The 18598-nt window shown below is 46.9% G+C and carries 22 protein-coding genes; 5 read left to right on the forward strand and 17 right to left on the reverse strand.

Going from position 1 to position 18598, the window contains the following annotated elements; translation table 11 throughout:
• Positions 1 to 217 precede the first annotated feature (217 nt).
• Positions 218 to 1177, forward strand: coding sequence for an LLM class F420-dependent oxidoreductase (locus tag ACIDITHRIX25_RS000000101160; RefSeq protein WP_052604493.1), 960 nt, complete (start codon positions 218 to 220; stop codon positions 1175 to 1177).
• A gap of 164 nt (positions 1178 to 1341) precedes the next feature.
• Here ACIDITHRIX25_RS000000101160 and ACIDITHRIX25_RS000000101165 read toward each other — a convergent pair whose 3' ends face one another.
• From ACIDITHRIX25_RS000000101165 to ACIDITHRIX25_RS000000101180, 4 genes are all read right to left on the reverse strand, one after another.
• Positions 1342 to 1893, reverse strand: coding sequence for a hypothetical protein (locus tag ACIDITHRIX25_RS000000101165; protein WP_201732005.1), 552 nt, complete (start codon positions 1891 to 1893; stop codon positions 1342 to 1344).
• A gap of 73 nt (positions 1894 to 1966) precedes the next feature.
• Positions 1967 to 2728, reverse strand: coding sequence for a dihydrofolate reductase family protein (locus ACIDITHRIX25_RS000000101170; protein WP_052604491.1), 762 nt, complete (start codon positions 2726 to 2728; stop codon positions 1967 to 1969).
• A 162-nt stretch (positions 2729 to 2890) separates the two neighbouring features.
• A complete protein-coding gene (gene zapE, locus ACIDITHRIX25_RS000000101175) occupies positions 2891 to 3925 on the reverse strand; it encodes a cell division protein ZapE (protein ID WP_201732006.1) in 1035 nt (344 codons plus the stop codon).
• Between the two features lie 820 nt (positions 3926 to 4745).
• On the reverse strand, positions 4746 to 5906 hold the full coding sequence (locus ACIDITHRIX25_RS000000101180; protein ID WP_052604488.1) for a GAF domain-containing sensor histidine kinase: 1161 nt from the start codon (positions 5904 to 5906) through the stop codon (positions 4746 to 4748).
• 353 nt (positions 5907 to 6259) lie between these two features.
• On the opposite strand from ACIDITHRIX25_RS000000101180, the gene ACIDITHRIX25_RS000000101185 reads away from it, so the two are divergent.
• Positions 6260 to 7312: a hypothetical protein gene (locus tag ACIDITHRIX25_RS000000101185; RefSeq protein ID WP_201732007.1), complete on the forward strand. Its 1053-nt coding sequence runs from the start codon at positions 6260 to 6262 to the stop codon at positions 7310 to 7312.
• Positions 7313 to 7454: 142 nt separating this feature from the next.
• Here the strand turns inward: ACIDITHRIX25_RS000000101185 and ACIDITHRIX25_RS000000101190 are convergent, their stop codons facing one another.
• The 4 genes from ACIDITHRIX25_RS000000101190 to ACIDITHRIX25_RS000000101205 all read right to left on the reverse strand — a co-directional run bounded on the left by ACIDITHRIX25_RS000000101190 (position 7455) and on the right by ACIDITHRIX25_RS000000101205 (position 10305).
• Positions 7455 to 8162, reverse strand: coding sequence for a hypothetical protein (locus tag ACIDITHRIX25_RS000000101190; protein WP_201732008.1), 708 nt, complete (start codon positions 8160 to 8162; stop codon positions 7455 to 7457).
• Between the two features lie 86 nt (positions 8163 to 8248).
• Positions 8249 to 9307 carry an FAD:protein FMN transferase gene (locus ACIDITHRIX25_RS000000101195; RefSeq protein ID WP_052604484.1) on the reverse strand — a complete coding sequence of 353 codons (1059 nt, stop codon included), beginning with the start codon at positions 9305 to 9307 and terminating at the stop codon, positions 8249 to 8251.
• Positions 9304 to 9822: a hypothetical protein gene (locus tag ACIDITHRIX25_RS000000101200; protein WP_052604483.1), complete on the reverse strand. Its 519-nt coding sequence runs from the start codon at positions 9820 to 9822 to the stop codon at positions 9304 to 9306. The genes ACIDITHRIX25_RS000000101195 and ACIDITHRIX25_RS000000101200 overlap by 4 nt, the downstream gene beginning before the upstream one ends.
• Before the next feature lie 3 nt (positions 9823 to 9825).
• Positions 9826 to 10305, reverse strand: coding sequence for a hypothetical protein (locus ACIDITHRIX25_RS000000101205; protein WP_201732009.1), 480 nt, complete (start codon positions 10303 to 10305; stop codon positions 9826 to 9828).
• 448 nt (positions 10306 to 10753) lie between these two features.
• On the opposite strand from ACIDITHRIX25_RS000000101205, the gene ACIDITHRIX25_RS000000101210 reads away from it, so the two are divergent.
• The 3 genes from ACIDITHRIX25_RS000000101210 to ACIDITHRIX25_RS000000101220 all read left to right on the forward strand — a co-directional run bounded on the left by ACIDITHRIX25_RS000000101210 (position 10754) and on the right by ACIDITHRIX25_RS000000101220 (position 11802).
• The gene (locus ACIDITHRIX25_RS000000101210; RefSeq protein ID WP_201732010.1) at positions 10754 to 10897 is read left to right on the forward strand and encodes a hypothetical protein; all 144 of its coding nucleotides are present in this window, start codon (positions 10754 to 10756) and stop codon (positions 10895 to 10897) included.
• Between the two features lie 196 nt (positions 10898 to 11093).
• Positions 11094 to 11438 carry a HAMP domain-containing protein gene (locus ACIDITHRIX25_RS000000101215; RefSeq protein WP_213333479.1) on the forward strand — a complete coding sequence of 115 codons (345 nt, stop codon included), beginning with the start codon at positions 11094 to 11096 and terminating at the stop codon, positions 11436 to 11438.
• A 151-nt stretch (positions 11439 to 11589) separates the two neighbouring features.
• Positions 11590 to 11802 (forward strand): hypothetical protein, encoded by a 213-nt coding sequence (locus ACIDITHRIX25_RS000000101220; RefSeq protein ID WP_201732012.1) that lies wholly within the window; start codon positions 11590 to 11592, stop codon positions 11800 to 11802.
• 139 nt (positions 11803 to 11941) lie between these two features.
• Here ACIDITHRIX25_RS000000101220 and ACIDITHRIX25_RS000000101225 read toward each other — a convergent pair whose 3' ends face one another.
• From ACIDITHRIX25_RS000000101225 to ACIDITHRIX25_RS000000101265, 9 genes are all read right to left on the reverse strand, one after another.
• On the reverse strand, positions 11942 to 12760 hold the full coding sequence (locus ACIDITHRIX25_RS000000101225) for an SDR family oxidoreductase (RefSeq protein WP_052604480.1): 819 nt from the start codon (positions 12758 to 12760) through the stop codon (positions 11942 to 11944).
• Between the two features lie 107 nt (positions 12761 to 12867).
• Positions 12868 to 13476 carry a DsbA family protein gene (locus ACIDITHRIX25_RS000000101230; protein ID WP_201732013.1) on the reverse strand — a complete coding sequence of 203 codons (609 nt, stop codon included), beginning with the start codon at positions 13474 to 13476 and terminating at the stop codon, positions 12868 to 12870.
• 25 nt (positions 13477 to 13501) lie between these two features.
• Positions 13502 to 13906 carry an NUDIX hydrolase gene (locus tag ACIDITHRIX25_RS000000101235; RefSeq protein WP_052604478.1) on the reverse strand — a complete coding sequence of 135 codons (405 nt, stop codon included), beginning with the start codon at positions 13904 to 13906 and terminating at the stop codon, positions 13502 to 13504.
• 87 nt (positions 13907 to 13993) lie between these two features.
• Positions 13994 to 14539, reverse strand: coding sequence for a phosphatase PAP2 family protein (locus ACIDITHRIX25_RS000000101240; protein WP_201732014.1), 546 nt, complete (start codon positions 14537 to 14539; stop codon positions 13994 to 13996).
• 27 nt (positions 14540 to 14566) lie between these two features.
• Positions 14567 to 15412, reverse strand: coding sequence for a RecB family exonuclease (locus ACIDITHRIX25_RS000000101245; RefSeq protein ID WP_052604476.1), 846 nt, complete (start codon positions 15410 to 15412; stop codon positions 14567 to 14569).
• 424 nt (positions 15413 to 15836) lie between these two features.
• Positions 15837 to 16022: a hypothetical protein gene (locus ACIDITHRIX25_RS000000101250; protein ID WP_052604475.1), complete on the reverse strand. Its 186-nt coding sequence runs from the start codon at positions 16020 to 16022 to the stop codon at positions 15837 to 15839.
• Positions 16023 to 16376: 354 nt separating this feature from the next.
• Positions 16377 to 17246 carry an IS3 family transposase gene (locus tag ACIDITHRIX25_RS000000101255; protein ID WP_249685811.1) on the reverse strand — a complete coding sequence of 290 codons (870 nt, stop codon included), beginning with the start codon at positions 17244 to 17246 and terminating at the stop codon, positions 16377 to 16379.
• Positions 17246 to 17566: a transposase gene (locus tag ACIDITHRIX25_RS000000101260; RefSeq protein ID WP_052604111.1), complete on the reverse strand. Its 321-nt coding sequence runs from the start codon at positions 17564 to 17566 to the stop codon at positions 17246 to 17248. Before ACIDITHRIX25_RS000000101260 ends, ACIDITHRIX25_RS000000101255 begins: the two co-directional genes overlap by 1 nt.
• A 694-nt stretch (positions 17567 to 18260) precedes the next feature.
• Complete coding sequence (locus ACIDITHRIX25_RS000000101265; RefSeq protein WP_201732015.1) at positions 18261 to 18431, reverse strand: hypothetical protein; 171 nt, start codon at positions 18429 to 18431, stop codon at positions 18261 to 18263.
• Between the last annotated feature and the right edge of the window lie 167 nt (positions 18432 to 18598).

An 18598-nucleotide genomic window follows, 5' to 3' on the forward strand; every position in this document is an offset into this window, starting at 1 on the left:
CGGCCGTAATGTCTCATTTTAGACTTATTGGTTTTTCAAATCTATATGGCAAGATCTTTGAAAAACGAGTGTTTCTTGTGGATGGCAATTGGAGTCGGCGAGGGTCAATTTGACTTTTGGTCGCAATAATCTGGGATCTCTTTGATAGGTGGGTCAGTTCGGTCCAAAACTTTTATTTCGGCCCATTTGAATCTTCGATCTAACCTAGCATGGATCTATGGCTAGATATGGACTTACAATTCCCTTGGATCGAATTCCACTCGGGGAGCAACGTGAAGCAATTAGGCGACTTCGTGAAGTAGGCTACGAAGATCTATGGAGTGCTGAAGTCGGCCAGTATGATGCATTCACGCCGTTGATTCTTGCAAATGAATGGGAGCCAACTTTCAACTTGGGCACCGCTATAGTTCCAGCCTTTACCAGAGGGCCAGCGACTATGGCAATGTCCGCAGCAGCTTTGGCCGAACTAGCACCGGGACGCTTTTACTTGGGAATTGGATCTTCATCAGATGTAATCGTCTCCAAGTGGAATGCATCGGAGTTTGTGCGACCCTATTATAAAACGAGAGATATCGCCCGCTTTTTGCGAGAAGCTTTTGAAGGTGGGAAGGTGGACCGGAAGTTTGACACCTTTGAGATCTCGGGTTTTCGCCTTGCTCAACCGCCTACCGTGCCACCCAAGATATTGATAGCTGCCCTGCGGCCTCAGATGTTAGCTATGGCGGGTCGCGAGTCAGATGGTGCAATAATTAATTGGCTATCGCCCGCGGACGTTGCCAAGGTCGTTCCGTTCGTAGGCGAGAATAAGGAGATTGTGGCTCGCATCTTTGTCGCTCCGGGAGTTGAACGGAATCTACTGTTAGACGCGGGGCGAAGAGCTATAGCTGCCTACCTTAACGTGGGTGTTTACGCAGATTTTCATCGATGGCTAGGCCGTGGGGAAGCTCTGGAACAGATGTGGAGACTATGGGATAGTGGCGATCGAAAGGGTGCCTTGGCTGCAATTCCCGAAGAGATAGTTGACCAGTTAATAGTGAGTGGGACGCCGAGTCAATGTAAAGCTCGCATAGCGGAATATTTTGGCGCCGGGGTTGATGTAGCTGCACTTGCCGTTCTGCCATTCGGTATTGATACCTATGAAGCGGCTCTATCTTTGGCTCCTGGCTCGAGCGAATAGGGGGTCGAGCCCCATCGAAGAGAGATCTCTTTTCGAGACTATTCTTCTTCTCTATTAAAGAGAAAGTGAAGAAATACGTTTGAGAAATAGAGATCTAGGGTTTATTGGGAGCCAACCTAGATTATTGCCATGACAAAGCGGTTTCACTGTGGCTGGGACCGCTTTTAGTCGATGGTGTTGAATGCCTTCGCCCAGAGGGCCTCATAGCCAACTTCTTTTAAAGCTAGATTTGCCGCTTCGAGATACCCTTGGGTGTCACTAGGCAACTTTGTGGTTCTTTCTAAAAGGGCGTTGGTTATTGCATCAACGATCTTGAAGTGTTCTAGCGTCACATCTAGGCGCAGTATTCCGTAGATATAGTCCATGTCCGAGGTGGAATTCAAATCAGGGTATCTTGATTTAGATCCATAAAACCGTACCAATGACGAACATACCGTGCGCGGCGAGAAGGAGCGATCTATAAACAATGTAGATGGCGGGACATTTTCACCTTGTTTTGAATCGGATGGAACCCCTACAATTGCTTTCCATCCGTTTGGATTTTGAAGTCGTTCCCAGGTGGTCTCTACAGACGGTCCATCAGTCCACGCGAGGGTCATTGTTGCTTGATCAAAGCTATATTCGTTATTTGAGTTCTTAGTCAGATCGATAACCGCGCTAAGAAATTCCTCTTTTGACATTGGCTTTCTGCGTTTAGGGAGCATATTGATAAGCATGGCTAAGTTCGCGCCTTTGGCTAGAGTGGAAACGATATCTACCAATGATGATCATAGCCGAAGTTTACTTTAGTTAACTGGCAATGACCCTGTACCTCATGAGTAGAGTTCCGTGGTCTTCTAGGATTGACAGAAGTTCTAATTCGGATCCCGGGATCTGCTCTCCAAGTCCCAAGAATCCACCATGGGAAGATATCTCTAATTTGGGAACGATTGTTAGGGCGATTTCATCTATAAGTTTGTGTGAAAAGGCCAGCTTCAAGAAAGATGGACCACCTTCGAGCGTTATGCGGATGAGATTGTTTTGTCTCAGCCATTTCCGTAGTAGGTTTAGGTCTGGTTCTTTTTCTCCAAGAAGAAGGAGTTGTGGTTCGACGAGGAAGGTGCGTAAAAGCCCAGCGCATTGTGATTTTTGAGAATTAGATGTCACTAGAGTTATTTGATCTTTTGACTCAATGAGCTTGGAGTCACGAATCTTATTTAGATCTCTACCTACCACGACGAGTTGTGGGGATGTGTTGATTCGCCGTAGGTGCATGAGCGCATCGGGTGTCTGTGGTAGGGATGTATACTCTTCGATGATTGCGGTATTCGCACCAATTACAACCGCGTCGGAGAAGGCGCGAATTATAGAGAAGACTTTTCGGTCTGCATGTGTGGAGAGGCCTGCTGATCGGCCGTTTTTTTCAATTGACCCGTTTAAGGAAGAGACCATATTGGCTCTCCAGTGGTCACCATCGATGCAAGTGATCGGTGCATAGATCTTCTCAAGTGATCCTATGGAAGCTTCATCACTTCCGATTATTGGTGAGGCTTCGGGGAATATGAGATTCATGTTGAAGGCGCCTCTTTCTTCTATTTTGATAGTCCTAGACGATTTGTTATGAATGAGGAGGACTCTCTATCGTATACCAATAGAGCGGGGTTTAGTTACCCTTTTGGATTGGCTCAATATTTATCTTTCAATGAGTTATTGCGAGGTCATTTTTTGAAGGTTTTAGATCGGTGCGGCGACGCGCTCTCCTTCGTCGCGAAGTTGTGAGAGGCGAGATAGTGCTCGGCCGAATTTCTTGCGATAGCCACTCGATAGAATTGAAGCTGAGAAGAGGCCATTTAGGGATGTGTCTCCGATCATAATTGGTATTCCATGCTCGTAGGCACGATCGGTGAATGTTACAAATCGCAGGCCGGCAGCTAATGAATCAATTGTCTTAGCCTCAGTTACGATTACGAGAGCTAAGCCCTCTAAAAGGCGGGAATACATAATTGGGTGTAGCCTTGTTAGGGCTTCCAGTAGACCAAAAAGGCTGTCGGATGAGACTGCGCTTTGGTTGGGCATTGAAGCCGCCATCGTTACCAGGTCGTCACTAGAGCGCGGTTCATCTTCGATATGAAGCTCGGTTGCTCGATAATCGGGGCCGTCAATGGTTAATACCTCAAAGTGGGCGGCTAGCCCTTGAATCTCTCGAAGGAAGTCGTCGGCCGCAAAGCGTCCTTGTCCCAATTTGTCCGGTAGCGTATTGGAAGTCGTGGCGATGTCGACCCCTCGGCGAATTATTCGATTGAGGAGATTAGAGATAAGGACGGTGTCGCCTGGATCGTCAAGTTCGAATTCATCTATTGCCAGGAACGATAGTTCGGATAGCTTTTCGACGGAAGCCTCAAAGCCAAAGGCTCCAACTACGTTCACTAAGTCAACAAAACTTATAAATGCTTTTGGTGCAGTGCAAGCTTGCCACATCGATCCTAAAAGGTGTGTCTTGCCAACACCGAACCCTCCATCTAGATAGAGGCCTTTCCCCGGTTTGGGCTGGGCTTTTAGGCCCAAGGAGCCAATTACTGTTCGCCTTGGCATTTTTGTCTTTGTCAATATGAACTCGCTAGTGACCTTTTTGGCCAAGCTCTGACTCTCGTAGTTGGGGTTCGGGAAATAGTTATCAAATCGGGTGTTGTTAAAGCGCGATGGTGGAATTAGAAGGTCGAAGGCGGCCGTTACGTCGAAAGGAACATCTCGTTTGGCAATTGAAAGCAAAGTACTCCATTTTGAAAAATATCAAGGACCTAGATCTGTGTCACTTTTTGAAATTCGATACTAATCTCAGTCTAATTTTAGAGATCGACAATACTTCTAGGCAAAGCAAAGTAGCACAATGATCCGACCAGTGTGGATATGGCAGCTTTGTTCTGATGCGACTAGGTGGAAGTTCTGGCTCAAAACTAGCAATATTACTCACGATCGCCAGCCTTTTTCAATATGCGCTTCACTAAATAAGCTGGTATCTTGCTTGAGTGGCCCAACTGATGTGCTGACCAATATTTCAATACCTAAACCAGGCGAATACTTTTGGCTTTCTCGTCAAAACCCCATATGTTTTAGTGATCAAGAAGGGAACGCGATGGTATCACAAGCTTACTCTTGGCCCTATGGGCTCGATGATGCAAGGCGAAACTGCCAGGGGTCACTCTCTTTGATCGTCCAAACTTCAAGACCTTAGATTCCAATGTCTCACATGTCAACGTTGAGCCACTTGGAGTTGGCTAAATCTCACAGAGCTATTGTGGTCAAAGAAGGCAGGTAACTTGGTGAGATTCTAAAGAAGCGGAGTTTTCCGATCACATTTGGACTACTATCTGCCATCGTTTGCCAAGATAATGATATTCCAATTTAGAAACGAAAGATGATCACCTCTACCTGTACCAATCGTGGGGTAAGAACAAAACGCAAGGCGCTTAGAGGGTTTGTGGCCAATTAGAAAAGTGCCAATACGAATGTAGGGCCGATCTAGCTTTGAGATCGGCAAAACTCCAAAAGAGATGGTCGGCAAATAGGACAAAGAAATGCGCCTTGGTGATTATTGGGTTGCAAGATCATCTACTTGTAAGAAGGGAACTCTCCATTCAAGACAGGCACCTTTGAGTGTCTGAGAGGGACGGAGTTCTAGTGTGCCACCAAGTTCGAAGGCGCGTGCCGCCATATTTTTTAGACCTTTGGAGGCCGCCGAACCGGATGGATCAAGTCCCACGCCGTTGTCTTCAACCACAATGACTAGCTGGTTTGAGGCTGAAATACTGATCTGTACTTGGGATGCTCTTGAATGCTTGGCGATATTAGAGATAGCCTCTCTAAGGACCGAGAGGCCATTGGTCGCTAACTTATTGGTTACCATTGTGTCAATAGGTCCGGTGAAAGAGACGCTCGCTTCAAAGCCTAAAACTGGATGCAGCTCTTTGGTAAGTGCTAGAACCTGTGCGCGGAATGAGTATTGTTGGCGAGTCCTTGTCGTTTCGAGCGCAAAGATGGTGGCTCTTATCTTTTTAATCGCCTCGTCTAGGTCATCGATTGCACCTTGGATGCGCTCGTTTGCATCCTCCTCGGCGACTAGTCGTATCGTGGCTTGGAGGGAGAGTCCTATTGCAAAGAGTCTTTGGATTATTTCGTCGTGGAGTTCCCGGGCAATGCGTTCTCTATCTGCTCTGAGTGCGAAGTCGGCGACTGCTGAATGAAGACGAGCGTTCTCGATTGCAATTCCAGCTGCTCTCGCTAGATATCCAGCAAGTATTTCGTCTTCTTGGTCGAACTCTGAATTGTCGATCTTGTTAGTTAGATAGAGGTTGCCGAAGTTGCGCTCCCCGACCATGATGGGAAGTCCGAGAAAACTCGTCATCCTAGGGTGCAACGGAGGAAAACCGAAGCTATCGGGGTGTTTTTGGAGTTCGTCAATTCTCAGTGGTTGCGACTGCGAAATCAATAGGCCAAGGACTCCGTGGCCCTTGGGACGGTCTCCAATCTTGGATTCGTCAGTTTCGTCCATACCAAATGTAATAAATTCAACCAATGATGTACCTGAAGGATCGAGAACGCCTAATGCGCCATAGCGCGCATTGACTAATGTCGCACTTTCGCGCACGAGTGTTTTTAGAACTACCGTAAGCGATAGATCCCTTTCGACAACTAGAACTGCGTCCAAAAGATGCCTTAGCTTTGAAACATCTTTGATCTTGGATAATGACATATCTACAATTTATCTTAATATTAATCTATGTAAGTTACTAATGCATTCGGCCCCCCCCTCATGTGCCTAGTGGAATAGGTGGATTAAGTCGTTTTATAGCAAACTAATTGACCAAATTGTAACCCGAGAGCCTTATGCAGGGTGTCTTTGCGGGCCAAAACCACCTTTTTTGGGCGAGCAACGAGACCTCAACTGCTGTAGGTAAAGACCCCAATTATCGTGGCAGTGCAATCGGGGTTTTGGGTAATTCAAGTCTGTTTATAAATTATTTACTAACTTTGGCTATAGTATTGCCACTTTCTCTTTTGAATTTTTTGGCAAAGGGGGAGTGGTACAAAGCGTTGGGGAGATAGATGCAGAGAGTCGTTAAAACGGTAAATAATATTGAGTTCTCACAGATAGATACCGTTGGTAAGGTCCCAGATTTGACCAACGGGGGTAGATTTACGGAGATTCCTCTTATTCAGCGAATCGACCCCATCTTCAAAGGTCGCGCACGTTTTGTAGTTGGAGCTAAGTTGCAGCCTGAGGTTAAGGTTGATGTGAGTGAGCTGACTAAGGTCGGGGGATTTTGTCCATTCTGTCCTGGTGCATATGAGAAGTACACCTTTCCGTTCCCAAGTGAGATGGTTGCCGAAGGAAGGATACGCGTAGGAAATGCACTAGTAGTCCCCAATATTCTTGCTTACTCGACCTACTCTTCAGTTGGGATATATGATACATCTAGGCACTTTGTGCCTATCGACGAGTTTGACCATAGTGTCGTTGGCAACGCCTTTTCGGCGATGGTTCGACATGCTAGGGCTATTAGGGATTATGACCACAAAGCGGTCTATAGCTCAATCAATGCGAACTATCTGCCTTCTTCGGGAAGTTCGCTCATCCATCCCCATCTGCAATCTTCCCATGACTACATGCCACTTAGCCATCAGGGCCATTTGATACAGGAGATGGCGTTGCACAAGGAGCGATTCGGAAGAAGTCTGATGGAGGATCTGGTCGAGGCCGAGATCCATCTTGGAGAGCGCTACGTCGGTTCAATTGGAAATGTTGCGTTTTTTGCCCCTTTTGCTCCATCAGGCTTTCGTGAGGTTTGGGGCGTTATTCTTCGACAAGGTGATATACCTCAGATAGATCCGATCGATCTATCTGATCTTGCTCTTGGAATTTCTAAGATCATCTCGGCATATGCAAATTGGAACTTATCGAGTTTTAATTTCGCGTTGACTGGGGGCGGCCCTGATGCTAGAGAGATTTCGGCGAATCCACTCTTTAGAATCGTGGCTCGATCGAACCCAGAGAGTTATTATCGATCCGATGTGACCTATTTTGAAAAGCTCTATAGCGAACTTATGGTCGATGTCACACCTGAGGAGACCGCTAGCGCCCTGCGGGCCTTTTTTTGAACCATGCTATTTGTTTTGAACCATGCTATTTGGCGAAAGATGGGTTAGCGCGTGGCAAATAGATCTGGCACAGGAGGGTCGTCCTTAGTTATTGCCCTGGGTGCCGAGCAAGATTACTCTTTAGCGGATGCGCTTTTAGTTATCAGTTTTTGGCGGTGGCCGCTTGCTTTTGATGTTCCTTATGGTCAAAGAGGTACCTAGTGGTTGCCAATATGGTGATGACAATGGCACTTGCAACATATATGCCAGAAACTAATACGGTGTCACTGCCGGCAGTGATTCCATGTACAAGGATTAAGCAATAGGCAGCGATTGCGAAACGATGAACCATCTTCCAGTTGAAGAGCTTGGTTCTTACCTTTAGCCATGCGGTGAAACCTACTGCTAAGCACAGGTAAAGAGCGACAGTCCCAAGAGCTACGGGAATTGGCCGATAGGCTGACTTGAGGGGTACGAACGCGCCCAGCAGGCCGACCTTGGCGAAACTGTCAGCGATTATCGAGCTAACGTGCAAAAAGAGGAGCACCGATCCAACCCCGGCAAGACTTTTGTGAGCTGAATTCAATGTAATTATATGTGGGAAACTCTTTCGTTTGTTGCGTTTGGGGTGGACCATCCATAGCCCGACTGCAACCAAAAGACTCGTTATTATTACTAGCGCTAACCCTGTGCCTCTAGCTATTAACCATGGCGCAAGTGTCGGCTTTGCTTTGGCGCCTAGCCAGTGTACTAGCTCAAAGCCTCCTACAACTGAGACTGAGCCGACGATTACCGCGAAAAGTATAGATGGAGAATCTTCTTCTATCTCTTCAAGACTATTTTTTTGATCATCGTTGGTCGAAGTGGCCATATTTTCCTACTTGTATCGTGGGTATTATCGACTTGAGGGATTAGCGAGATAAGTTCTTATCGACAAGAAGCTAATGCATAGCAGTTTTATTTCGCAAGTCCGACGCTATATGCAAAATAGGGGAGCGATATATCATGGACTGCCGCGATAGGAACTGATGATTGATCTTTGCTTCGAACTTCCATTGACCCAGCAAACTTTTTTGAGTAGAGAATTTGTTTTTTCGAGGTGATCATGAATGCGCTAATCTTCCGAAAAGCTGCTTGCTCGAGGGCTTTCTTGGAACCTAGGAGAAAAAGGCTCTTGGACCAAACCTCAGCATGTGCTGGGTCTTTTCCAATGACACTTACCGAGACTAAGTCCGAATCCGAGGAGTCCATGGTAGCTGGATCGATTAAGTGGTGTTTTTGTGTGCCGTTTAGGCGCCATGATCGTATCTTCGTGGATGAGGTAGCGACAGAGTTGTTCCCTAGACGAACCATTAGTGGGAGGTTTTCAACAGAGAATGGATTTTCGATATCAACAAACCAAGGTTCCTCGGGGTAGTTCCCGACAAAGGTTACGATATCTCCTCCGGCCTCAATCAAGTGGGGTGAAGATCCAGAGAAATCCTTAAGGAGCCGACTTAGATTCCTAAGTGCAAGCCCTTTGCCAATTCCGCCAAAATCTAGAGGAGGTCCATCTTTTAGGAGCAGATCATGATCTAGGTCATAAAAGATCTCTTTCTCCAAGGCATTCAATCTTCGGGAAGTTGTCTTTGAGGAGGTGTCTTTCATGCTTGATGGGTCATTTATCTCGAGGTCCATCAATTCGAAGCTAACCAAATACCCGGTTTTTTTGAGCGCTCCTAGGATTCTTGGCTCAAAGAGTCCGCTTGTGACTTTATTCGAGCTAATTGCCTCGAAGATCGCCGTCTTGAAGTATTTCGATGGATTTTCAAGAAGGGAGTATTCATTCAAAATCGACAATTCTGAACTATCTCGAAAGCGGCTCCAGGATTGTTCCATCTCTTCTAATGCAATTGATGTCGATTTAGATAGAGAATCCTTTTGTGTTTCGGTAATCTTTGCTTGAAAATTAAAAATTGATCCCATGGCACGAATCGTCCACTTTTGAATTGGCCCTGCGACTGGTTTATCAGTCATCCCAGGAGGCTTGCCCTAGTGGTTGCAGCAGGAATTTGAGCAGTCGGGATTCTAATCACCGGCGCTGGTGAGTTCGCTGATGGCGTTGACGCGCCGCCGGCAGCTCTGGGAGCAGATGTGGCTTGTGAATTTTGAGCAGGAGATGCGAGAGGGCCGAGAGTCGGTACGGGTGTATTTTGAATTTGAGTGATTCCATTTTGGATTGCACCTATAGCACTTTGGTTTCCCGCGCTTTGATTAGCCACCCCAGCAAGTGCATTTGCGGTCTTGTTGACCTCTTGGGCTACTTGATTGATGGACGCGGTAGCTTTTTGGGCGGCCGCTGCTGCGGCTTTAGCGCTAGCGCTAAGGTTGAGCGGATATAGGTGTGTAGGCGTTGATACGAAGTCAACGCCTACATGAGCTCCGATCACCGAGGCTGGTGCGATTATCATGAAGGGAACAACACGTCTCGCCGTATTTTTTATCTTGGTATTTCTCTTTTTGCGAGCCTTTTCGTCCAGTACTTTCCTCACAGATTAATTGTCTCCACCTGAATCGCCGCCCCCATCATCTGACTTGTGCGAGGAAGCCTTGGTGGTAGCAGCCGGTGCGCCTCCCGAAGCCGTCGGCGATGAAGCGACAAATTGTGTTATGGGTTGAGCGGCCACCGAGGCGGATGCCGCTGCTCTCGCGGCTGCAGCTTGAGCTTGAGCTTGAGCTTGGTTTTGGGCGGCAATGGCTGCCTGACTGGCAGCAGCTACAGCTGCTTGCTTGGCGGCAAGTTGACTTTTGGTCTGGGTTAATTGCGCTTGTACGGCTTGTTCTTGCTGACTTAGGGTGCTTATTGCTTTTTGAATGGAAGCTACCTGGGCTTTTTGTGCTGCAACGGGGTCGACTGGTTTCGTTGATGCGGTATTGGTGCTTGAAAACGAGACCTGCGCTTGATGCAGTGCTAATATTGCACCTAGTCCACCTCCAGCTGAAACTAAAACTTTAATCGGGTTAGAGACTTTCAAATTGCCCTCCGGGTCTTACCTAGTCGATTGTTTCGACCATTTTTGGTCACATATTGATTGTCGTCGACTAAGAGCCTTTAACCATGAGCGTTAAGTGAGAATTTTCTAATGTTTTTGAGAAGAATAAAGAAGAATAAATGAATTCTCTTTCATGATTTATTTCTTGTACAGAATTAGATAATTCAGGCTAAATGCATAAAGTTCTAATCAGGAGAGTCCGAAAGGTAGTAAGTGATTGATTTGATCAGGATTTTAACTATGGAAATTGGTGAAAGCAACTATTAGCGTTCGGAGGAATATTGACTACAAAGTACGGGCGGGGTTGGGTGTTGCAGCACTATTGGCACTGGTGGGTTCGCTCTCGGTTTTTCTAGACTCTTTGTAGTTAGCGTTATCGGTTGCCTACTACTGCACCAAATCAGAAGGTCTTTCATCGCAGGTCTTGAAGATGGAGCGCGACTTTTACAACTACGACGATCAGATGAATAAGGCTGTATTGGTAGCGGCAACCTCATCCAGCCAAGCTCACCCGAACTCAGCTGATCTCCAAGACTGTACCTCACTCTCAAGAGGCGAGGACTCTAATTCTTAATGAGTTAATGGCTTCGCTTAATCTGGCTCCTAGTCATTCACTTTGGTTACTCTTGGACCGTGTAAAGCGCGATATTAACTCTGATAATCGATATAGCGAGCAGTTCATCGCTGATTTGGGCGCTGACGAAATTCAACAAGCTTCATGCACCCAAACGCTGGGTAATCTTTAGCCGTTAACTGACATCATGCCAGCAATGGCTACGGTAGAGAAGGAGTCAATTGCTATATCTAATAGAGCCTTAGCGTCGATGGTCACAAGTCAAACTGTCGACATCGCAATGGTAGCGATAGATGCGGTCCTATTGCTTTTCTTGCTCGGATTTCTTAATGTTGGATATCGAAGGGTTATTCATGTCCCGCTGAATGATCTATCTAATTTTCTGGGGGAACTTGCCAATGGCAACGGTGACCTTGGGGTCAACTTGGACAACTCTAGATGTGATGAGATCGGGGAGATTGGCTCTACGTTCAATCGTTTCAAGGATAAGATAGCGGTGACAATCGATAGTGTTGTTGACTCGATCTTTTCGATAATGTAAGAATCTCGAGCAATCAAGGAGACCTCGAGCACTATCGGTGCTAGTTCGAATCAGACCGCGGCGCAATCAGAGGTCGTCTTAGCTTTGAGCGAAGGTGCATTGAATTGAGTTGGTTCGGTTTCGATAGCAACCAAGGGGATGAGGGCTTTAATTGGAGAGATCGTTCCCGGGGTGGCACGTTCAGCGGGTGAGACTTCTCGGTGTGGCTTGGAATGCCGCTTTAGCATCTGCAAATCTTGAAAAGGTCCATGATGTTCTCGCTCGGCCAGCAGGTCACTTCAAGACCTCGAAGAGTCTCTCTGTGGAAACAAATGATAATTCACACCAAGAGGCAGCTCTTCGATTTAGGTTGGCGAACTCTTAGGCGTTGAATGCAGAGATCGCTAGCGTCGGGTTAGGCTGATCCATAAAGAAGCATCGGCAGAATCATTTAGCGCGGCTTTGTGGGCGTATGGGCCTTTATTGTTGTTCTAAATGATTCTGACGAACGGGGCAGATTAGACCTATTTTGAGATCTGTTCCTGGTATTTGGCCATGGAGGTAATCCATTTCTGAGTGTTGTTAGCACGGAAGCTGTAAAATCCAAGAACATCTTTATGCGGCAAGATTAGGAATTCTTCTGCCTTTACTGCGGCTATTACAACCTCGGCTACTTGTGAGGGGTCGAGGATATCGCCGGCATCTAGAACTGCTCGCTGTGCAAGCGACTCGGCCTTTGAAGACGCTGTCCTGTCGTCATCTGGAAAGAGCATGTTGGTACGGACTCCCATGGGGCATAAAACGCTAACTCGGATATTGTCTGGCCGATGGTTGATCGCTATCCATTCTGACAGAGCAACAGATGCATGTTTGGTTACTGCATAAGAGAGGGCACCAAGGTTGGTGAGTAAACCAGCAGCGGACGCTGTATTGACTATGTACCCTCCTCCGTTAGAGATCATTGCTGGCAAGAGTGCCTTTGCCGTACGGACTTGAGCCATAAGGTTTACATTCCACGAAGTCTCCCAATCCTCCTCTGAAGTTTCGAGATCACCTGCAAACGAGACGCCAGCATTGGAAAAGAGTATGTCGACGACGCCATGGCGCTTGAGAACTTTTTCACCAAGGTCAGCTATCGCCGAAAGATCTGTCAGGTCGATCGTCTCTGCATATGCTGTGGTTTTGGTTTCTCGTAGTTGACTGACTGTCTTTTCGACATTTGCGGTGTTTTTATCGACACAGATAACAGCACTGGGGTTTTCCATGCCGCATGCTAATGCAATAGCACGGCCAATACCTGATCCAGCTCCAGTTACAAGGACTACTTTATTCTCAATTTCCATGAGCGAATGTTATCGCGCACAACTCAATCGCGCTTGATAAATGACAAATCGCCCACGTTGATTTATAAGGTGGTGCGATTTGTCATAAAAATGGGGTTTAAGCAATCCTATCGAGCAACGGTTGTATGTTTCACTTCATTTAGCTCTGGATGGTTGAAGATCTGATCTAGAACTCTTTCGATGATGGTTGTGGATGATTCCGAGGAGCTGAGCGGTCTTGTCATAATCCTTACAAATGCAGCTTGATCGTCAGAGAAAATTGTGGGTACGCCGAATATTTTGAGCTCTTTGACTTGGGTTTCATGGAGTTTCTGCACCTCTCTCGAGTAGGTGTGGTTGTCGAGCTCGCTTTGGATTCGTGCGGGGTTAACCCCATGTTCTTCAAGGAGATTTGCGATTTCGCCGAAGTTTTTTAAGCTCTTGGCCTGTTCGTGCCGAAGGGCGAATAGTGCTAGGTGAACACTTGGGAACTCTGTGGGATAGAGTTTTGAGACAATGTAGCCAACCTCGTTTGCCAAAAGGTCATCTGTTTTGTCAGGGTCTTCCCAAATAGATGGCTCGCCTTCTTCAACGTGAACCTGTGACAGATTGAACGGTATGAAACTGACGTCAAAGTCGGCCCCCTCTTTGAGGGCGGTTACAACGTGCTCGTTCATGTTGCGAGCGAAAGGGCATCGATAGTCGAAGTTGACCGAAAATTTGGTTATTTTTGTCATATGTTTCTAATCCCTAATTGTCCCTCTAATATTCCCCAAGGAGTAGGTCGAAGCCTGTAATCACTCCGAAATCTCGGCTGAATGTCAATTTAGATTCCACGAGATTAACGTCTACCCAAAGGCATTCGTCAGACTCTTCATTTTTTGTGAAATTTTGCACGAGTGATTTCATCAAGAAATAGTGCACTTCTTTTTCTAGGTCGGTTTCTAAGGGGTATTTGACTACTTGAGTTTGGTCTTGGACGATCTCTGCTTTAATCCCGGTCTCTTCTTCAACTTCGCGTAACGCAGCTTGTGCTAGCGTTTCGCCAACTTCAACTTTGCCCTTTGGTAGCGTCCAGTCATCATAACGAGGACGGTGAATTAGGCAGATCTCGAGCGACCCGTTAATTCCTTCTCGGAAAACCACACCTCCGGCAGCTGTAATCATTGAACTTCTTTCTGTTTGGTAATTGTTTAGATATTGTTTTGTCTCTGAGGGCTTAATAATGAATACCCAACCTTGTGTTGATTGGATTCAATCTATTTTTATACTTTTTGAGATCGGAAATACCTTTTTGACCAGCATTCCATAGCCTATGCCGACCATGGCGCCAGCAAGAACATCAGAGGCATGGTGCATACGAACGTGAATTCGTGAGGGCGCAATTAGAAGTGCGAGACCTAGATAGATTGGCCATAGACGATCGTTGTCACCCAGAATAATAAGACTAGTGAACGCGGCGCTCGCATGGCCCGATGGAAATGAACTCGTCAGTGGTTGGCGTATTTCGTGAGGGCGTTCTCCCTCCCATTCTGGACGCTTGCGGCGAAATATTGTTTTAATCCCCATATTCACAAGTACTGATTCAGCCAAAAGCGCAAAAGCTGCCCTGGTGGCATAGCTGGCGCCACCTTTGCGTACACCTCGTGCTGCCGCTAAGGTAAACCAAATCAATGAGTGGTCCGCGACGTTGGATGCTGCGAATAGGATTTGATTCGCAGCGGGAATATCCCGCAAGGGAAGAAAGAACTTGTCTATTCGTTCGTCGAACGGTGTAAAAAATTCTTGGATATCAATCAATTCGATTCCTCAATCAATTATTTTGATTTAGTTATTTTCGCAGCGCTTTTTATTGGCTACGTGTGTTGCCTTGAAATCACTAATTAGCGCTAGGCTTCCACCCTGGGCCGGACACAGTTCTTGATAGTGGCAGAAACGACACATTCTAGATGGCCGTGGTCGGAAATCTTCCTTCTCGCAGGCGTGGCAGACGGCTTTCCATATTGCCTCTGTCTTGGATTCAAGTCCTCGTAAAACTTGATCTGTAGGGGTGGCGACGATCCGCGTAGCATCCTTGAGATAGATAAGTTGGACGCTTTTGGGTCTGGTGCCTAATACTCTTTCGCACAAAAGCGCGTAGAAATATACCCCCGTCAGACGTTCGTTTTCTTGGATTTGCCCAGGCAATTTACCTGTTTTGTAGTCTGTAACAGTTAGTGACCCATCGTCATTGAGGTCTAGACGGTCTATAACTCCCCTAAGTATCGTGTCGCCGAGCGTAGTTTCTAGACGCAATTCGGTTGCGATTGCATTTACATGTGATGGGTCTTCGGCCTCAAAGTCTTTGAGGACTAATGCTATAGTCTCCTGAAACAGAGCGTCGCGACCGGCTTGACTATGGCCGGGTCCAAGAATGACCTCAAGACTATTGTCAACAAGGGACTCATTCCAGACTTGCCGGACGATTTCAATTGCTGTCTTTTTAGTCCGGTCTTTGGGCTCTATCTGAAAGTACATTCGCTCAAGAACGGCGTGGGTCAATGTACCGCGAATTGTCCAGAGGGTAGTGGGCTGAGGTAGTTTCTCAATGACGGACAAACGAAATGCTAAGCCGCACTCCTTGAAGGAGCTGACCTTCGATGCGGTAATCGAACCTGGTACCTGTAAACCCATTTTTAGAACTTTTCAACTGACTTGCTATGGACTTTAACGCTACCAGAACAGCGACCTTTAATAGTCGTCAATACGAAAGTTGGAAGTTTTGGAATGGTACTATCCAAAACTGTTGAAACCACCCCACGGATATACGGGTGATTCCTGGCTCAGGCTGCTTGAATGCCCAGCGGACACTCAGCTCTTATGCCATCAATACCAGCCGCATTCAAACCAGCCCAGACGACTATCATGGCCGCAGAATTCTTGTCCCTTGAATTTCCTAACCCACAAACATAACAGGAATAGGTTCGTTGGGACAATGCTAAGCGAGTGCTTGGTTCTCGCAGTGCAGCTGAAGCAACCGATAGTCGTCTACCTTGGATGGAGGGGTTGTGGGCCTGAAGCGTGCTTCTAATTCATATAAACACCAGTCTGCTCTTGGCTACGCTATGACAGCATCATCTTTCTTCTTAGCCATGGTTGTCTTAGTGAGAGATTTTGGTTCTAACTCTTCCATGGCGGCCTGGTCGTGGTTCATCACAAATAACTTGGCGTAGTTACATGATTCAACTTGTCGTTTTTGTGCGACGCTGCGATAAGCCTTGGCGGCATATTTTTCTTGGCGCATCGGTAGCCCTTAGAAGTTGATCGTCCACTCTGGGTTTACGTCGAGCCATCTTGCGTTGATAGCGAGAAAGAGGGATCTGGGAGGTTTTTGGTCTTTCAGGATGAGGAAAGTCGTAGGTGTCATCTGTTATGGTAGCAATCTCATTTACTACCCAATCAATCCCTATGATCGCTCCGTTCTTGGGGAGTGGCTCGTGTTTCACTTAGATGACGAAGCTCACTCACCAATCACCAACTCCGTCTTGAAAAGTTCCTTAGAAAAGACGGCTCAGATAAAAAAGGACGCGACCAGACCGGGTGGACGATATTGCCTCCAGCCAGATGTGAGGTTGCCCATAAATAATGGACACATTGACTACGCCGCCTTGGCGGACTCCAATAATGTTAGTTCATAACCAACTGGTGAGACGTTACCGATCTTCGAGTACCGCCTTTTATGGTTATAAAAGTCCATGTAACTCCTAATCCCAGCCCTCAATTCGGACATACCTTCAAATACGTGCCGGTAAAAGTACTCGTGTTTGAAGATCGACCAGAACGATTCAGCTGTTGCATGGTCGTAGCAAGATCCAGTTTTATCCATTGACCGGATAATGCCATTCTGTTCACAGAGTTCCACGACGCGACGATCGGTGAATTGGCTCCCGCGATCGGTATGGAAAATTGCGCCTTGGATATCGTCTCCCCTGAGGGAGATTGCCTGCTGGAGTGCTTCAATGACAAGGCTTGTCCTCATGTGGCGATCGACAGAATATCCAAGCACCCTGCCGGAGTGCTCATCACGAATAGCACAAAGGTAGGCAAATCCCTCTCCAACTCGCAAATAAGTGATATCCGAGGTAAGAACGGCATTTAGATATCCCTTGTCGAAGTCACGTTCGACGAGGTCACTGGGATAACAAGCCTTTGGATCAGCGGTAGTGGTTTTGACTTTGAATGATCTGGGGGATATACCCTCTATTCCAAGATCTCTCATCCGAGTTGCAACGCTGTTTTTACTGATTACCTCCCCGCGATCGTGAAGCTCAGCGGTGATTCTTGGAGCGCCATAAGTTCCATTAGATTCCCTGTGAATGGAGAGTATCTTTGCCTCAAGGTCATTTCTAGCCACCTTGGCATCGGCTGGGTTCTCTAACCGATGTAGCCAGGCATAGTAGCCAGATCGAGACACTTCAAGTAGTCGCGCCATTCGTGCTATCTCAAAGTTAGCGCACTCCGCTTCCATCAGGGCAAATCTTTCTTGTTTGCTTGCTTGGCTGCGAAGTACGCGGCTGCTTTTCCCAGGAACTCATTATCTTTTTTGAGCTCTGCCATCTCACGACGGAGCTTTATGAGTTCTCTTCTTTCATCAGCGCTCAGTGGTCCTTCATTGACACTAGAAGCTGCCTCTAGACGTATTCGTTCATCTTTTACCCACCTATATAGAGCCTCTTGGGAAATAGATAGCTCACTAGCTACCTCTGGAACGTTCCTGCCGGAATCTATAACTCGATGAGCAGCTTCAGTCTTGAACTCAAGGGTGAATTTACGCCTTGTTGCTCCCATGATGACATCCTTTCTACCAACAATCTATGTTGGCTTAACAGGTGTCCACTAAATCTGGGGAACCTCAATGTAACTGTAAGAGGTTATGCCTATTTGTTGTTGATCTGGTGATCGGGTTTGTCCTGTTCCTTTTGTTCTGTTCTTTGAGGGGTATCCACTCCTTGTGCGGTTGAAAGCCTTTGACCTGGCTTGTCCGAAGTCTCAAATGGTCTGTTGCCGGGTAACTGAGGAAGCATTTGGCAAACACTCATTTTCGCATCGCCAATGGGTGGGGTCTTTACACAATTTTGCCGGCCCACACTAATCTTGTTCTCAGGAGTAGATGTGCTAAAGGCTGCTTTGGACTCTTGAACACAGCGGCTCCAGACCCATCGGGCACTGTCTCATTCAGCACTGTCTCGTTAGGCACTTTCTCATTCAGCACTGTCTCGTTAGGCTTGCAGTCTTGACCCAGCATCTTTAGAAATAGGCAATCGGTAGTTGTACCAGATGGCGGAAGAGCCAAGTTTGCGTGATAACACTTCGGTGTATAGCTTGCTCATATGGAGATCAAACCCAATAACAACCCAATAACAAAAAATTGTCTAGCGCTGTATTTATCATGTTCTAAGTACGACAGATCAATTACCGACGATGATCTAAAGTAAGGCACTCATCGAGCCTTAGCTCGAGGAAATCATTACTCAGCTTTGCATCACGAAGGGGCCAAAGAAGGGGCCAAAGAAGGGGCCAAAGTGGACTTTAGACCATGGCCAATCAACTCCATCTCCTCGTTAGTGTCGATCCCCAGTTGTGGAATATTCACTATGGCATCGATCCTCTCGTCAAAGTAGATCAAAGCTTGGTCGTCTCTGAGGCTGCGCATTGAGTTGCTAAGTCTTGGCCACAGCCTCGCTAGACCTGTAGCTAAGACTTAGTCTTCGTCACTAGGAGTCTTCGTCACCCCGCTAGAAATCATCAAGCAGTAGGTGGCTAATCAGCGCAATGTTTGAGCACAGTTGTAGGCGCTTCGCCCCGGTGGGACGCTATATC

This window comes from Acidithrix sp. C25, assembly GCF_904848545.2.

Coding starts and splice junctions, on each gene's coding strand:
- ACIDITHRIX25_RS000000101250 (WP_052604475.1), bottom strand. CDS start 16,022: ATGCGCCAAGAAAAATATGCCGCCAAGGCTTATCGCAGCGTCGCACAA.
- ACIDITHRIX25_RS000000101165 (WP_201732005.1), bottom strand. CDS start 1,893: ATGCTTATCAATATGCTCCCTAAACGCAGAAAGCCAATGTCAAAAGAG.
- ACIDITHRIX25_RS000000101215 (WP_213333479.1), top strand. CDS start 11,094: ATGGCTACGGTAGAGAAGGAGTCAATTGCTATATCTAATAGAGCCTTA.
- ACIDITHRIX25_RS000000101210 (WP_201732010.1), top strand. CDS start 10,754: ATGGAGCGCGACTTTTACAACTACGACGATCAGATGAATAAGGCTGTA.
- ACIDITHRIX25_RS000000101260 (WP_052604111.1), bottom strand. CDS start 17,566: ATGGGAGCAACAAGGCGTAAATTCACCCTTGAGTTCAAGACTGAAGCT.
- ACIDITHRIX25_RS000000101255 (WP_249685811.1), bottom strand. CDS start 17,246: ATGGAAGCGGAGTGCGCTAACTTTGAGATAGCACGAATGGCGCGACTA.
- ACIDITHRIX25_RS000000101235 (WP_052604478.1), bottom strand. CDS start 13,906: ATGATTACAGCTGCCGGAGGTGTGGTTTTCCGAGAAGGAATTAACGGG.
- ACIDITHRIX25_RS000000101225 (WP_052604480.1), bottom strand. CDS start 12,760: ATGGAAATTGAGAATAAAGTAGTCCTTGTAACTGGAGCTGGATCAGGT.
- ACIDITHRIX25_RS000000101185 (WP_201732007.1), top strand. CDS start 6,260: ATGCAGAGAGTCGTTAAAACGGTAAATAATATTGAGTTCTCACAGATA.
- ACIDITHRIX25_RS000000101230 (WP_201732013.1), bottom strand. CDS start 13,476: ATGACAAAAATAACCAAATTTTCGGTCAACTTCGACTATCGATGCCCT.
- ACIDITHRIX25_RS000000101190 (WP_201732008.1), bottom strand. CDS start 8,162: ATGGCCACTTCGACCAACGATGATCAAAAAAATAGTCTTGAAGAGATA.
- ACIDITHRIX25_RS000000101245 (WP_052604476.1), bottom strand. CDS start 15,412: ATGGGTTTACAGGTACCAGGTTCGATTACCGCATCGAAGGTCAGCTCC.
- ACIDITHRIX25_RS000000101160 (WP_052604493.1), top strand. CDS start 218: ATGGCTAGATATGGACTTACAATTCCCTTGGATCGAATTCCACTCGGG.
- ACIDITHRIX25_RS000000101265 (WP_201732015.1), bottom strand. CDS start 18,431: ATGCGCAGCCTCAGAGACGACCAAGCTTTGATCTACTTTGACGAGAGG.
- ACIDITHRIX25_RS000000101170 (WP_052604491.1), bottom strand. CDS start 2,728: ATGAATCTCATATTCCCCGAAGCCTCACCAATAATCGGAAGTGATGAA.
- ACIDITHRIX25_RS000000101180 (WP_052604488.1), bottom strand. CDS start 5,906: ATGTCATTATCCAAGATCAAAGATGTTTCAAAGCTAAGGCATCTTTTG.
- ACIDITHRIX25_RS000000101195 (WP_052604484.1), bottom strand. CDS start 9,307: ATGACTGATAAACCAGTCGCAGGGCCAATTCAAAAGTGGACGATTCGT.